Below are 13663 nucleotides of genomic sequence, written 5' to 3' on the forward strand. Positions count from 1 at the left end.
CGAAACACCGAAAGAAGCCCAGGCTGGGACACTTTCCTCCGCCGCCGACCGTCGGCTGAACGGCCAGTTCCGGCGTACGGCGGGCCTGGTGCAGGATCGTCCCCGTGATCAACACGATGGCCGGTACGGGGGCGTGCCCGGGGTGTGGGGCCACGACGGAGTCGGTACGCGACGCGGTGCCCTGGTGCCCCCGTTGCGAGTGGAATCTGGACACGTACGACCCGGTGCGACGCGACCGCGAATTCGGCTGGACCTGGGTCGACCGGTGGACCTACCGGATGGCGTTCCGGACGACCACGCGGCAGTTCACCCAGTTGGCCGGGCGGCCGCTGGGCGCGAACGGGTCCAATCGCGCCCGAACGCTGACCGCGCTGGCGTCCCTGGTGCTCGTCGCGGCGGTGCTCGCGCTCGCGGTCACCGGCGTGTGGCTGATCGTGGCGTTCCCGTTCCCCGGCCTCGCGATCCTGCCTGGTGTCGCGATGGTCGGTCTGGCGGTCGCGCTGCGGCCCCGCTTCGGCCGGCTCGACCCGGACCTGGAGGTGCTCACCCGGGACCGGGCACCGGAGCTGTTCGCCCTGATCGGCGAGGTGTCCACCGCGATCGGGGCGCCGACGCCGGACGTGGTCGGCGTCGACAGTGAGATCAACGCGTACGCGGGTGCAGTCGGCCTGCGGCGTCGGAAGGTGCTCTGCCTCGGACTGCCGTTGTGGGGTTCGCTCACCGCCGGCGAGCGGGTGGCGTTGCTCGGCCACGAGTTGGGCCACTTCGTCAACGGTGACCCGCGCCGGGGCCTGCTCACACAGCCCGCGTTCACCATGCTCGGCTCCGCCGCGGACCTGTTCCGGCCGGTGCAGACCGTCGTCGGTGGTGGACTGGTGGAGATGGTGGGTGACGCACTGGGTCGAGGGTTCCAGTGGGTGATGTCCCGGCTGCTGTTCGTCGCACACCTGCTGTTGGTGAGCGTGGCGCTGCGGGACAGCCAACGGGCCGAGTACCTCGCCGACGAACTCTGCGCCCGGGTGGCCGGCTCGGCCGGCGCGACCGAACTGCTCGACGCCCTGCTCAGCGCCGAGTCGATGGCGCTGGCGGTACGCCGGGAAACCCGGGCCGGGCACGGCCCGGACCGGTGGCGTTCGGCGTTGGCCGAGGCCCGCGCCGCGAACGCCCATCGGCTGCCGCTGCTGCGCCAACTGTCGGTCCGCGACGAGGCGTCCCTGTTCGCCGCCCACCCGCCGACCGGACTGCGCCGCCGGATGCTCACCGACCGACCGTGGCAGGACCCCTCGGTGGTCCTCACCGAGGCCCGCATGGAACGGATCGACGCCGAACTCGCCCGGGAGTACGAGCGCTTCCGCCGTACCGTCAGCTGGTCGGCCTGAGCCCGACGTGGCCTGACGGGACGGCGCTGGCCCGTGGGCTCGTGCCTATGATCGCCGGATGGGAACACCGGACTACATCGTGGGCATGCGCAAGCACGTCGGTCACGACCTGCTCTGGCTGCCGAGCGTCAGCGCCGTCGTCCGCAACGACGCCGGTGAGCTGCTGCTCGGCCAGCGTGCCGACGACGGCCGCTGGTCGGTGATCAGCGGTTTCGTCGAGCCGGGCGAGCAGCCGGCCACGGCGCTGGTCCGCGAGGTCCGCGAGGAGACGGGTCTGGACGTCGCGCCGGTACGGATGTCCAGTGCCGTCTCGCACCCGCACACGTACCCCAATGGGGATCAGTGCGAATACCTGAACCTGGGCTTCCTGTGCCGGGTGGTGGCCGGCACCGCCCGGGTCAACGACGACGAGTCGCTGGCCGTGCGGTGGTTCCCGTTGGACCGGCTGCCCGAGCTGGACAAGCACGCCCTGCTTGTCATCGCCTACGCCCTGCGCGACAACCAGTCGGCCGGCTACCTGGAGCCGGGCATGACGTGGGACGACGTGCCCGACTGAGCCGCGCGGATCAGACCGACGACGCCTTCGGTATCGGAGCCGGCGCAAGGGCGACCGGCGCGGAGGGCCCGGACCGCGCCGCCCGGATGGCGTACACGAGCGCGTACGGCGTGCAGGCCAGGTAGAGCATGGGTTCCAACGGCACCCGGTTGCTGATGATTCCGAAGATCTCCCATGCAATCGTGGGTCGGGGTAGGCCGATGTTCCAGTCTGTCCAGGCGGCGAGGAGCCACAGCGGCGCGGAGATCCGGTCGATGCTGTCCACTGGCGTCGGACCGATGACCGGGCCAGCGCGATCGCCCGCCGAAATCGCGTCGACAACGGCGAGAATCACCGCGAGGTCGGCGGCGGCGAGTGCGCCGAGGACGCCAACCCACCAGGCTGCGCGGAGTCGACCCCGGGCGGCAAGGCTCGCGGCGGCCCAGAGGGCGAGCGTCAGACCGGCCAACCAGAGCAGCAGACCGGGCAGGGTGGCGGCCAGCTCGTCCGGCTGGAGGACGTACAGGAACACGACGGCGGCCGCCCCGACGGGGAGCACCACGCCGAGCGCGATGCGGAGCGGGCCGTCGAGTGCGGTGTGCCGGGCCCAGCGCGCGGCGAACACCGCAAGCAGCAGCGCCAACCCGACGGTGAACGCCGCCCAGAGCGGTCTCTGCGCCCGCTCGGACCAGCTCGCGGCGAGCATGCGCTCGATCGGGATGAAGACGAACGCACTGACGACCACGATCCCGACGCAGGCGAGTGGGGACAGCAGCAACGCGGCGGCGGTGGGGCCGACCCGACCGCGCATCAGGCTGCGGTCGACGAGCGGGGCGCCGGCCCGGCTGACGGCGAGGCTCACCGCGAAGCCGAGCATCTTCGTCCGGTGACCGCTCTCGGCGAGCACGTGCAACTCGGCGGCCCACTCGCGGCGCAGGTCGTCGCGGATGTCGGCCGGCCAGCGGCGTACGGCCATCTCCAGCAGCAGCTCGGCGGCCCGGCGGGTCACCACGCTGGCGCTCCGGTGGGCTCGGTGCCGCCCCACGAGGGACGACCGTCGGGGATCGCGGCGCGCAGGTCGGCGAGCGCCGGCCGGGCCTGCGCCACCCCGACGGCGGTCAGCCGGTAGTAGCGGCGGGCCGGCCGGCCGGCCGCGACCGGGTCGATCGCCTCCCAGTCGGCGGCCAGCCAGCCGGCCGCGCTCAGGCGGTGCAGCACCGGGTAGAGGGTGCCGCTGGGCAGGCCGGTCAATCGCATCAGGTCCAGCCCGTAGCGCTGCGCCTCAGGTTCGGCGAGCAGTGCCGCGAGCACCTTCGCGACCGGAATGGTGATCCGCATCGGACCACTGTATCGGAACTCTACATAGGGGTAGGTACCCGTTCGACGGGAATCCACAGCTCGGCGTCCGCCTCGGTGCCGGCCGCGGACACCCGCACCCGGGAGATCTCCGGTCCAGGTCGGCTGCGGTACGGGTTGGACGGAAACCACTTGGTGAACACGTCGCGCCACAGCGGCAGGACCGGTGGCCCACCCGACATCCCGTGCCCGCAACGGTCGGGTGGGGCCGCACCGCTCGTCCTGCCGTATCCTGGCGGACTTTGCTTCGTCGGGAGGTTGGTCGTGGCCGAGTATCCGCAGGACGTTGTGCAGCGCTTCCACGGCACCCCCGAACAGGTCGACGCCGGCCTGGTGGGCCAGCCGCCACGGACGTGGGAGTCCATCGTCATCGAGGAGTACGACCCGGCCTGGGCACAGCGGTTCATCGCCGTCCGCTCGTCAATCGCCCTGGCGCTTGGTGGTCTGGTCATCGGAGTGGAACACGTCGGGTCCACGGCCGTGCCGCAGCTCGCGGCCAAGCCCGTCATCGACGTCGACCTCGTCATCGAGGACACCGCCGAGGAGTCCGGCTACCTTTCCGCGCTGGAAGGGCTCGGCTACCGGCTCGTCCTGCGGGAGCCGTGGTGGCACGGGCACCGGATGCTGCTCAGCCCCGCCGAGGACGTCAACCTGCACGTCTGGCCGCAGGGTGCGCCGGAACCCGTCCGGCACCGTCTCTTCCGGGACTGGCTGCGCTCGCATCCGCACGACCGGGAGCGGTACGCCGCGACAAAGCGCCGCCTCGCGCGAGAGACCGCGCACCGACCCCGTGACTACGGCCTGGCGAAGAACGCCGTCATCGACGAGATCTACGCGCGCATCTTCGCCGCTTGACGCCAGCCAGCGGAGCGGGGCCGCGAGTCGCCGTCAACCGTGACTTCTCAGCGGGGCGGCCGCTGCATGATCCAGGTGGGCACGGGCTCCGACAGGGAGCCCACCACCTCCCAGCCGGCGCGGCGGTACAACTCGCGGTTCGCCGGGTTGCTGGTCTCCAGGATCGCCGGCAGTCCGTCGGCGGCGGCACGAGCCAGCCCGGCCCCCATGACGGCGCGTCCCCAACCGCGTCCGGCGCTGTCGGGGTGGGTGCCCAGGACACCGAGGTACCAGAACGGGAACGTCGGCAGCGCGGCGTGCACGGCGTCGTCGTAGCCCTGCACCCGGGCCAGCACATCGGCCGGGAAAGGAGCACCCTTCGGCGACCCACGCCCGGCAGCCGGCTTGGCAGCCGGCTGCCCGGCCGGCGGGTCCCAGAGCGCCACCGACGCGCCCCCACCGATCGTCCAGATCGACGACAGGTGTACCCGCTTGTCGAAGAGGCGCCCGAAGAAGGCGGCGGCGTAAGGAGGATAGGTGTCGTCGTCGGGGAAGAGGTACCGCAGCACGGGATCCTTGACGAAAGCGGCGACCAGCGAACCGACCGCCGCGTCGCGGTCCGCTGGGGTGGCGATGGTGGCCTCGGGCGTTGTCACAGCAGCCGACACTATCCGGAAAAAGCGCCTTGACCCTGACACGGTGGCGGACCGGAAACTCGTCCCATGGACCTCGACGACTACCGGAGACACTCCCCCTACAGCGACCCCGGTCGGCACCGCGGACTTCTCGACGCCGTGGCGACCGACATCCGCACCGTGGCGGCGACCGTCCGCAACGTGATCGTGCACTACCGGGCCGGCGGCGTCGAGCTGCCCGACGACCGGCTGGAGGAGGTGAACTCCCGCTGGGTGGACCGCATCCTCGACACCGATCAGTCCCGATTTCCGGTGCCCCTGACGACCGGGCGTCCGACCGCCGAACGGGTGGCCGGCTGCTGCCGGGACCACACGCTGCTGTCGATCGCGATCCTTCGTCAGCACGGCATTCCCAGCCGCAGCCGGGTCGGCTTCGCCTCCTACCTCACCCCCGGCTGGCATCATGATCACGTACTGATCGAGTACTGGGACGGCCACCGCTGGGTCTGGGCGGACCCGGAACTCGACCCGGCTGGCGACTGGGGGTTCGACGGCTGTGACATCGATCCCGGGGCCGGGCTCTTCGACTCGGCGGCGCGGGTGTGGTCGGCGTACCGGGCCGGGGCGATCGATCCGGAGGTCTACGGCGTGGCCCCCGGCATGTCGGTCCGCGGCGCGTGGTTCATCTACGACTTGGTCCTGCTCGAGCTGGCCCACCGGCAGAAGGACGAGCTGCTGCTGTGGGACCGCTTCGGCGCGATGACCGACGACCTCGCCAACGCCGACCTCACGCTCGCCGACGAGATCGCCGCTCTGCTGCTCGAAGCCGATGACGGCGACGAGACCGCGGAGAAGGCGCTCGCCGACCGGTACGCCACCGACAGCCGCCTGCGTCCCGGCGCCCAGGTGCGCAGCTTGTCACCGGTCTCGAACACGGTGAGCACTGTCGATCTGCGCGTCAGCCGAAGGTGAAGGCGTACGCCTCGGCGCCGGGCTCACCGAACGTGACCTCCAGGGTCCGCTCGCGGACCGGGCCGTCCTGCCGGACGAGCTGGTGGAGCCGACCGTCCTGGAGCACGCCGTTGCCGTCTTCGTCGACGTCGACGCCGTGCGACGGGCCGGGGGCCGCGCCGTCGAGCAGCACCCGGAACGGGATCGAGTGTCCCGCACCGGGGGCCAGCACGAGATGCGCGTCGCGGGCGTGGAACCGGAAGGCGATGCCGCCGCCGGCCCGGTCGAGCGCGACGTTCTCCGCTCCGATCGTCCACTCCCCCGCCAGGGCCCACTGGTTGAGGCCCAGGCTTTCCGGAAGGTCGTAGGCGCGGCGCTCGTCGAGCGCGGCGCCGTTGGGCGACGCGAAGTGTTCGCCCCGGCGGAAACCGAGGTACGTCTCGGGCGTCCGCAGGTTGCCCCGGTCGGCCTCCGCCTCCGGGCCGAGACCCCGCACGGGTACGGGGTCGCGCTCGATGCCGAGCAGTTGCTGGAGAACCCGTTCGGACTGCTCGTAGCGCCCCTCCCCGAAGTGCTCGTCCCGGATGACCCCGCCGGTGTCGACGAAGTACAGCGCCGGCCAGTACTGGTTGTCGAAGGCGCGCCAGATCGCGTAGTCGTTGTCGACAGCGACCGGGTAGTCGATCGATCGGGCCGCGACCGCCCGGCGCACCCAGTCGGCCTCGTGCTCGAACGAGAACTCCGGCGTGTGCACTCCGACGACGACCAGCCCGTCGTCGCGGTAGGCCTGCGACCAGGCCCGGACGTACGGCTCCTGGCGCAGCCAGTTGATGCACGTCAGCGTCCAGAAGTTCACCAGGACGACCCGCCCACCCAGATCGGCGGGGCCGAGTGGCTCGGAGTTGAGCCACTCGGCCGCCCCGTCGAGCGGGGGCAGGTGCGCACGCCCGAACATGGCCACCTAGCGCAGCGACCGGAAGGCGGTACGAAGCTCCTCGGTGAAGATCTTCGGCTGTTCCCAGGCCGCGAAGTGCCCGCCCACGTCGAGCTTGTTGTAGTAGATGAGGTTCGAGTACGCCTGCTCGGCCCAGCTCTGCGGCGCCTCGTACAGCTCGTCGGGAAAGACGCTCACGGCGACCGGGATGGTCACGCCCTTGGCGGCGAAGAACGACAGTTTGTTCTCCGCGTACAGCCGGGACGCGGAGACCCCGGTGTTCGTCAACCAGTAGAGCGAGATGTTGTCCAGGATGTCGTCGCGGGTGAGGCCCGCTTTGGCCCCGTCGAAGACCTGCGCGATCAGGGCCAGGCTCTTCGCGTCGTGGTCGAGCAGGAAGGACGCCAGGCCGATCGGAGAATCCGCCAACCCGGTCAGCGTCTGTGGACGCGTCGCCATCATGAGGGCGTACGCGACGTGCTTCCAGACGTAGTTGACCTCCTCGGCCGCGCGCATCTCGTCGTCGGACAGGCCGGATGGCAGCGAGCCCATGGCGTTGTTCGCGCCGGTGGTGTCGCCCTGGAACAACAGGTCGATCTCGGGTGGGACCGCACCGGGCATGCTGGTGTGGATGCCCAGCAACTCCGGCGGCGCCTGGAGGCCCATCTGGTCCACGACGACCGCGCCCCAGTCGCCGCCCTGCGCGACGAACCGCGAGTAGCCGAGACGCTTCATCAGCTCGGTCCAGGCGGTCGCGATCTTCGCCGGGTCCCATCCCGACGCCGTCGGCTTGCCGGAGAAGCCGTGTCCCGGCAACGACGGGATCACGAGGTGGAAGGCGTCCGACGGGCTGCCGCCGTGTGCGGTGGGGTCGGTCAGCGGCTCGATGATCTTCAGCTGCTCGATGATCGAACCGGGCCACCCGTGGGTGACGATGAGCGGCAGCGCGTCCTCGTGCTTCGAGCGCACGTGGATGAAGTGGATGTCGACACCGTCGATGGTGGTCATGAACTGCGGTACGGAATTCAGTCGCGCCTCGACCTTGCGCCAGTCGTACTCCTTTTCCCAATAGCGGGCGACGGCCTGGATCGTCGCGAGTGGCACGCCCTGCGACTGGTCGTCAACCGTTTCCTTGTCCGGCCAGCGGGTGGCCGCGATGCGCCGTTTCAGGTCGTCCAGGTCCGCCTGGGGAATGTCGACCGAGAACGGTCGAATCTCCGTGGTGCCGGGACGCGTCTTGGTTTTGACAGCCATGCGTGTTCCTCTCCGTCTAGGTTTGCGCCTCGTGAGGGGAATCATTGGGTGAAGGCACTGCCCGGACTTGTGTGCCATTTCGAGATGGGCACGCCGCCGCCATATCTCGGAGCCTAGAACGCCACGCCCCGGGCTCGTGGCGATTACGAGCAGCCCTCACTGGTCCACCCCGGGGGCGGCCACCGCGTGCTCGGCGGCCCGGCTGACCTGCTCCCAGCCCGCCCAGGTGTCCATTCGCCGGCGGGAGACGTCGAACGCCAGGTCGTACACCATGCTCCCGAGCAGGAGCCGCAGCGGCGGGTCGTCGCTGTCGACCAGGCGCAGCAACGCCTCGGCGGCCAGTCGAGGTTCGCTGTCGATCGACCCCTCCGCCCACTGCCGCTCCAGTTCGGCGCGGAGCGGTGCGTAGGCCTCCATCGGAGTGGTGGCGCTCAAGCTGGTGTAGAGGTCGGTCCAGTATCCGCCCGGCTGCACGATGCTGAGCTTGATGTCGAAGGCTGCCGCCTCCATCGCGAGGGCCTCGCTCATGCCCTCCAGGGCGAACTTGCTCGCGCTGTACATGCCGGTGCTCGGAAAGCCGCCGAGCGCGGCGATGCTGGACACCTGCACGATGTGGCCGGAGCGTTGGGCGCGCAGGTGGGGCAGCACGGCCTGACTGACCCACAGTGCGCCGAAGAGGTTGACCTCGAACTGGGCTCGCGCCTGCGACTCGGTGAACTCTTCGACCATTCCCATGGACAGGGTGCCGGCGTTGTTGACGACAATGTCGAGCTGTCCGAAGTGCTCGACGGCGGCGGCCACGGCGGCGAAGACCGCCGCCCGGTCGGTCACGTCGAGGGTCAGAGCCAGCAGCCGGTCACCGTGCCGCCCGTCGAAGTCGTCGCGGGTGACGGTCCGGGCGGCGGCGACCACCCGGTCCCCACGGTCGAGCGCCGCGTCGGCAAAGGCGCGGCCCAGGCCGCGGCTGGCGCCGGTGATGAACCAGGTACGCATGGCAGTCTCCATCCCTGAAGCGAGACGAGACGGTCCGTCTCGTCATGGAGAGGAGATTAGGCCGCTTCACTCCTGCCGTCAAGACGAGACGGTTCGTCTCGTCACTGATATCGTGGCGCCCATGACCCCCAACACGGCCCGTCGGAGAGAGACCTCCCGCCGCGCCATCCTCACCGCGGCCTTCGACCTGCTCCAGGAGGTCGGCTACGCGAAGGTCAGCATCGAGGGCATCGCCGCACGCGCCGGCGTCGGCAAACAGACCATCTACCGCTGGTGGCCGTCCAAGGGCGCTGTCATCTTCGACGCCTTCCTCATGCTCAGCGAGACCACCGAGGGTGGACCGCCGGCCCTGCCGGACACCGGCGACCTGGCGGCCGACCTGACACTGGTGCTCCGCGCCACGGTCGAGGAGATGAACGATCCGCGGTACGAGCAGCCGATGCGCGCGCTGGCCACCGAGATCGCGCTCGACCCCGAGTTGGCGGCGGCCTACGCCGAACGCCTGGACGGGCCGTTGAAGGAGGCCAAACGGCAGCGCCTGCGCAGCGCCCAACAGGCCGGGCAACTGGCCGAGGACATCGACCTCGACGTCGCGGTGGACCTGATCTGGGGACCGTTGTTCAGCCGATGGCTGCAACGCAGCGGACCGCTCACCACCGAGTACGCCGACCGCGTCGTCACCACCGCCCTGGAGGGGTTGCGCCTCCGCCCCTGAGAACCGCTTGGTCCACTCGGCTTCCTTGAAACCGGGCCATCCCGGGCCACCGGACACCCCGCCTTTCTTGAACCCGAGTGGACCAAGAAGGTCCCGCGCCTGGCGGCGATCCACGCCTCGACATCCTCGGCGTGGACTGAGCGAGACGGCACCGAGGTCAGGCGAACGGCAGCTCGGCGACCCACCGCACCGGCGCCCCGACAACTGGTGGACCAATGAGGGCGGGCTCGGCCCTGGGCCGTGCAACGCCTCAAGGCATGCCGGCGTAGCGAAGGAGGAGCGGCGGTCGCGGCCGGCGCCATGCGACATAGGCCAGAATGCCGAAGGCAATCAGTAGGACTACCGCGATGAGGATGATGTACCACCCAGAGTGATCGCCGACCTCCCGCACCCTGAGGCAGGGTGCGCTCCTGGCATGATTTACGCGGACGCGCTCGCCGGTGGTCACGGACCGGTTCGCGTCGACTGCCACCCGAAAGCGCGCCTCGCAGACCTCGCCACGGCTCGTGCTGAACTGCACTGTCACGAAGGTCCGCTCCCCTCGGTGCTCGACGTCGAGCACCCTGGCGTCCGCCTCCGATCCTCGGCGCTCGTCGACGAGCGACCAGGTGGAGAGCGCCGTCAGCGTGATCACGAAGACGAGACAGAACGCCGAGAACACCCGCAGGAAGGTGCGGCTCGGCCGTCGACGCTTCATGGCCGAAACTCTAGAAGGCGGCGACAATGCGGCTGACCACTCCTACTGCGGCCTCGCTGTCACCGCCCCTCAATCGGCTGCGCTCCCGCCGACCCGGCGAGTAACCGCCTTTGCGTAGCCGCAGCCTGGTGCGGCAACATCAGGCGCCGTGACGGCACCAGACACGGACCCCGAGAACGACACCCCGGCCAGCACGCCCCGGATGAGTCGGCGGGTCCGACACTGGTTGGCCGGCGCCGGGGTCACCGCCCTGGCCGCCGTACTCGGCATCACCCTCGCCGTCCGCGGCGGCGCCACCCCGGCCTGCGCCGCGCCACCGACGGGAAACACCGTCCACAAGGCAAAGGCCAGCTTCTACGACGCCGGCCGCTCGGGCGGCAACTGCTCCTTCCCGAGCCCACCGGCGGACCGGCTCTACGTGGCCGTCGGCTCGTCGGCATACTCCGGGGCCGCGGCCTGCGGCAGCTACCTGGACGTGACCGGCCCGAAGGGCACCGTCCGGGTCATGGTGATGGATCAGTGCGGCGGGTGCGGGTCCGGCAAGATCGACCTCTCCGACGAGGCGTTCGCCAAGATTGCCGACCGGGCGCAGGGCATCGCGCAGGTGACGTACCGGGCGGTGGTGAACCCGCCGCTCGACGGCGGGCTCACCTTCCGGATGAAGGGCGGCACCTCGCATTACTGGTTCGCGGTGCAGGTCGGCAACCACGGCAACCCGCTCCGCTCGGTCGAGGCGCAGGGGCCCGGCGGCGGCTTCCGCAAGGCGGCACTCCAGAGCGACAACTACTGGACCGTCGAGGGCGGGCTCGGCCCCGGGCCCTACAGCATCAGGGTCACCGACGTGTACGGACGCCAGGCGACCGCCACCACCATCCGGATGGTCACGAAGCAGGTCCAGCGCAGCACGGCCTCACTCGCCGCCCCCACGCCCAGCAGGTCACCCTCGGCCCCGCCGTCCCCCAGCATCGCGCCCTCGCCGACCCCGTCCGAATCGGTGGCACCAACGGCGACCGTCGAAGCGCTCGTCGGTGCCGCACCGCTCAACGCCCCCCGCTGCTGACCCACCCCACCGACGCCGACCCGCCGTGCCGCTGACGACGGGGCGCCGACGACCACCCGAAGGCACCCCTCACGGTGCAGTTCAGGTGGGGGCCTGGAAGCGGTACGAGAGGCGGCGGGGCGGTTCAGTGAAGGGCAGGGGGCAACAGGTGCTTTCGGCGCAGGCGACCAGGTCGTCACAGCCGGCCGAGATGGCGTCCCGCAGGGTGTCGCGGATGACGGTCAGGTCCGCCAACCTCTGCTCGACCTCGATGAGCTTCTCGCTGGCGCGTGCCTGAAGGCCGGTGTCGGATCGACCCCTGTGCTGGTGTCGGCCGGCGTCGAGCAGGTCGGCAACCTCGTTGAGGGTGAAGCCCAGACGTTGCGCGGTCTTGATGACTCGCAGCAGGGTGACCGTCTCGGCCGGGTAGAGCCGGTGCCCACCCGGCGAACGCTGCGGCGAGTCGAGCAGGCCCCGGCGCTCGTAGTAGCGCAGCGTCTGCTGGTTGACTCCTGCCGCATCGGCCAGTTGACCGCTGCGCAGGCCCGACCCGGTCAACTCTGGGTCCAGAGAGACACGGCCCGCTCGGCGAGGGCGTCGAGCACGTCGACGTAGGCCGCCGGTACCCGGACGTCCAGCGAGAGCGAGTCGAGGTCCGACCGGGAGAGGCCGAAGGTGAAGAACGAGCAGCAGGACGACTCTCGGGCCGTCAGGTCCCGCGCCATCTCCTCGACCTGCGCACCACCGGCGAGATGCAACCGCAGATGCTGCGCAGACATCCGGTCAAGGCCCCGCACAGCATCGGTGAAGAGCTGATCGAACTCGGCGAGCCGCAGCGGCCGTTCAGCCGTCGAGAGGGTGCAGGCATCCGGCACCCAGGCGTCGTCCATCGTGATGTGGCGGTCACTCATACCCTCGACGGTAAGCCTGTACCCGGGTATCAGATGCAAGCCCCCGACGGGCCGTTGCGGGGGCGTCGGCGAGCACGACCGCCGCGACCTCGTCCCAACGCGGGTAGCGGTTGAGCTTCGGTGTCCGCACCGACCAGCCTCGCGCGTCGCGTCGGGAGGCAACTGCGTCGAGGTCGCCGACAACCTGCGCGACGTCATCGTCGTTCGAGACAGCAAGGACCCCGCCGGCCCGGCTCTAACCTTCGGTCCGACCGCCTGGCGCGCGTTCGTCGCTGAGGTGTCGGAGCGGCGGTAACGGAGGCCGACGTGCGGCAGCGCCCGTGCCAGGGCCGGGGTGGGCGCCACGAAGCCGTCGCGATATCGGCCGGTGACTGACGTCAGCTGCGGCAGAGGATCTGGTCCCGGTACTGCTGGAAGCCGTGCCAGCCAACGGTCTGAGTGGATTCGCCGGTCAGGAACTCGCCGGTCGAGATGTCGAGGGCGCGACCGCCGATCGCGGCGACGATCCGCGCGACAACGGCCAGAACGTCGTCGCCGCCGCCACGCACGTACAACATGATCGAATTCACCGGATCGTCCGACCCGATGTTGAACTCGATGCTCCAGGTCGGGCCGACCAGCCGGCCCCACGCAGGATCCGCGAGGTCGAGATCCGGGAAGTTTTCCCGTAGACACCGCCTGATATCCGGTCCGGTGCCCAACGGCAGCGGATCGAAGTCCTGCGGAATCTGGTCAACCGACCTGGCGTGGGTCGGGGCGGCGAAGATGAGAACGTCCCAACTCACCGCGTCCTCCGACGTGCTCAGGCAACCTCGACAGCGTACTCGTGGTGCTTGCGCCACGCGCGTGGTCAGCTCGGGTGGGAGGTCGGTCCCTGAGGTCCCAGGCTCCTGGCCGCCAGGTCGCCGCGCGGGGGACTCACTCCGCCGGGGGAGGCGGTTGGTCCGACGGCTCTCAGCCCCGCTGTCACACTGCTCTCGCCGATCACCGAGCAGTTCACCTTCCATGGTCGCCAACAGGTACGCGACCTGCTCGAGGTGGCCCTGGCCACGATCGACGGCATCACCTACACCGACCAGGTCGCCGAGGGCCGTACCGTGGCGCTGTTCTACGAGGCCCAGGCCGACGGCCGGCGTCTGTGTGAAGCGCAGCGTCTACGCCTGGACGCGGATGGCCTGATCAGCGAGATCACGCTTTTCATCCGCCCCCTGCCGGCGCTCACCCGGCTGATGACCAGGCTCGGACCGGAACTGGCCCGGCGCAACAAGCAACCCGGCCTTGCCCGGCTCATCCCGCTCGCCGCCGGCATGTTGCACTCCATGACCGACAACGGGGAACGGCACATCATGCGGCGCGCCGCGCCTCGATGGCGGCGGGTGTAGGGCCGAAAAACTGCTGTGGATAGCATCGTTTGTGACAGATCTCCACGT

17 protein-coding genes and 2 pseudogenes are annotated in these 13663 nt (G+C 70.2%); 8 read left to right on the plus strand and 11 right to left on the minus strand.

Going from position 1 to position 13663, the window contains the following annotated elements:
• Positions 1 to 104 precede the first annotated feature (104 nt).
• A complete protein-coding gene (locus ABZU25_RS05010) occupies positions 105 to 1379 on the plus strand; it encodes a M48 family metallopeptidase (RefSeq protein ID WP_355028020.1) in 1275 nt (424 codons plus the stop codon).
• A 58-nt stretch (positions 1380 to 1437) separates the two neighbouring features.
• The gene (locus ABZU25_RS05015; RefSeq protein WP_355028021.1) at positions 1438 to 1935 is read left to right on the plus strand and encodes an NUDIX domain-containing protein; all 498 of its coding nucleotides are present in this window, start codon (positions 1438 to 1440) and stop codon (positions 1933 to 1935) included.
• Positions 1936 to 1945: 10 nt separating this feature from the next.
• On the opposite strand, the gene ABZU25_RS05020 is transcribed toward ABZU25_RS05015, so the two are convergent.
• The 3 genes and pseudogenes from ABZU25_RS05020 to ABZU25_RS05030 all read right to left on the minus strand — a co-directional run.
• Complete coding sequence (locus ABZU25_RS05020) at positions 1946 to 2926, minus strand: hypothetical protein (RefSeq protein ID WP_355028022.1); 981 nt, start codon at positions 2924 to 2926, stop codon at positions 1946 to 1948.
• Positions 2920 to 3252, minus strand: a complete 333-nt coding sequence (locus ABZU25_RS05025) for a helix-turn-helix transcriptional regulator (protein WP_355028023.1) — start codon at positions 3250 to 3252, stop codon at positions 2920 to 2922. Before ABZU25_RS05025 ends, ABZU25_RS05020 begins: the two co-directional genes overlap by 7 nt.
• A 20-nt stretch (positions 3253 to 3272) precedes the next feature.
• Positions 3273 to 3425: pseudogene (locus ABZU25_RS05030) on the minus strand (AraC family transcriptional regulator); the annotation flags it as partial.
• 109 nt (positions 3426 to 3534) lie between these two features.
• Here ABZU25_RS05030 and ABZU25_RS05035 point away from each other — a divergent pair.
• Positions 3535 to 4125, plus strand: coding sequence for a GrpB family protein (locus ABZU25_RS05035; protein ID WP_355028024.1), 591 nt, complete (start codon positions 3535 to 3537; stop codon positions 4123 to 4125).
• A 47-nt stretch (positions 4126 to 4172) separates the two neighbouring features.
• On the opposite strand, the gene ABZU25_RS05040 is transcribed toward ABZU25_RS05035, so the two are convergent.
• Positions 4173 to 4760 (minus strand): GNAT family N-acetyltransferase, encoded by a 588-nt coding sequence (locus tag ABZU25_RS05040; RefSeq protein WP_355028025.1) that lies wholly within the window; start codon positions 4758 to 4760, stop codon positions 4173 to 4175.
• Positions 4761 to 4826: 66 nt separating this feature from the next.
• On the opposite strand from ABZU25_RS05040, the gene ABZU25_RS05045 reads away from it, so the two are divergent.
• The gene (locus ABZU25_RS05045) at positions 4827 to 5711 is read left to right on the plus strand and encodes a transglutaminase domain-containing protein (RefSeq protein WP_355028026.1); all 885 of its coding nucleotides are present in this window, start codon (positions 4827 to 4829) and stop codon (positions 5709 to 5711) included.
• On the opposite strand, the gene ABZU25_RS05050 is transcribed toward ABZU25_RS05045, so the two are convergent.
• From ABZU25_RS05050 to ABZU25_RS05060, 3 genes are all read right to left on the minus strand, one after another.
• Positions 5698 to 6645, minus strand: a complete 948-nt coding sequence (locus ABZU25_RS05050) for a redoxin domain-containing protein (protein ID WP_355028027.1) — start codon at positions 6643 to 6645, stop codon at positions 5698 to 5700. The genes ABZU25_RS05045 and ABZU25_RS05050 overlap by 14 nt on opposite strands.
• 6 nt (positions 6646 to 6651) lie before the next feature.
• The gene (locus ABZU25_RS05055; protein WP_355028028.1) at positions 6652 to 7878 is read right to left on the minus strand and encodes an epoxide hydrolase family protein; all 1227 of its coding nucleotides are present in this window, start codon (positions 7876 to 7878) and stop codon (positions 6652 to 6654) included.
• Between the two features lie 156 nt (positions 7879 to 8034).
• Positions 8035 to 8883 carry an SDR family oxidoreductase gene (locus tag ABZU25_RS05060; protein ID WP_355028029.1) on the minus strand — a complete coding sequence of 283 codons (849 nt, stop codon included), beginning with the start codon at positions 8881 to 8883 and terminating at the stop codon, positions 8035 to 8037.
• 109 nt (positions 8884 to 8992) lie between these two features.
• Here ABZU25_RS05060 and ABZU25_RS05065 point away from each other — a divergent pair, with 109 nt between their 5' ends.
• The gene (locus ABZU25_RS05065; RefSeq protein ID WP_355028030.1) at positions 8993 to 9586 is read left to right on the plus strand and encodes a TetR/AcrR family transcriptional regulator; all 594 of its coding nucleotides are present in this window, start codon (positions 8993 to 8995) and stop codon (positions 9584 to 9586) included.
• A gap of 250 nt (positions 9587 to 9836) precedes the next feature.
• Here ABZU25_RS05065 and ABZU25_RS05070 read toward each other — a convergent pair whose 3' ends face one another.
• The gene (locus ABZU25_RS05070) at positions 9837 to 10283 is read right to left on the minus strand and encodes a DUF3592 domain-containing protein (RefSeq protein ID WP_355028031.1); all 447 of its coding nucleotides are present in this window, start codon (positions 10281 to 10283) and stop codon (positions 9837 to 9839) included.
• Positions 10284 to 10431: 148 nt separating this feature from the next.
• Between ABZU25_RS05070 and ABZU25_RS05075 the strand changes: the two genes are divergently transcribed.
• Positions 10432 to 11343: an expansin EXLX1 family cellulose-binding protein gene (locus ABZU25_RS05075; RefSeq protein WP_355028032.1), complete on the plus strand. Its 912-nt coding sequence runs from the start codon at positions 10432 to 10434 to the stop codon at positions 11341 to 11343.
• A gap of 81 nt (positions 11344 to 11424) precedes the next feature.
• On the opposite strand, the gene ABZU25_RS05080 is transcribed toward ABZU25_RS05075, so the two are convergent.
• The gene (locus tag ABZU25_RS05080) at positions 11425 to 11880 is read right to left on the minus strand and encodes a MerR family transcriptional regulator (RefSeq protein ID WP_355028033.1); all 456 of its coding nucleotides are present in this window, start codon (positions 11878 to 11880) and stop codon (positions 11425 to 11427) included.
• Positions 11877 to 12233, minus strand: a complete 357-nt coding sequence (locus ABZU25_RS05085; RefSeq protein ID WP_355028034.1) for a hypothetical protein — start codon at positions 12231 to 12233, stop codon at positions 11877 to 11879. The genes ABZU25_RS05080 and ABZU25_RS05085 overlap by 4 nt, the downstream gene beginning before the upstream one ends.
• 148 nt (positions 12234 to 12381) lie before the next feature.
• Between ABZU25_RS05085 and ABZU25_RS05090 the strand changes: the two are divergent.
• Positions 12382 to 12528, plus strand: a pseudogene (locus ABZU25_RS05090) (DUF397 domain-containing protein); the annotation flags it as partial.
• 82 nt (positions 12529 to 12610) lie between these two features.
• Here the strand turns inward: ABZU25_RS05090 and ABZU25_RS05095 are convergent.
• A complete protein-coding gene (locus tag ABZU25_RS05095; protein ID WP_355028035.1) occupies positions 12611 to 13018 on the minus strand; it encodes a hypothetical protein in 408 nt (135 codons plus the stop codon).
• Positions 13019 to 13270: 252 nt separating this feature from the next.
• Here ABZU25_RS05095 and ABZU25_RS05100 point away from each other — a divergent pair, with 252 nt between their 5' ends.
• On the plus strand, positions 13271 to 13615 hold the full coding sequence (locus ABZU25_RS05100) for a hypothetical protein (protein ID WP_355028036.1): 345 nt from the start codon (positions 13271 to 13273) through the stop codon (positions 13613 to 13615).
• The last annotated feature ends 48 nt before the right edge of the window (positions 13616 to 13663 follow it).

This window comes from Micromonospora sp. NPDC005215 (assembly GCF_040607915.1).
In the GTDB taxonomy this organism is placed as follows: Bacteria; Actinomycetota; Actinomycetes; order Mycobacteriales; family Micromonosporaceae; genus Micromonospora.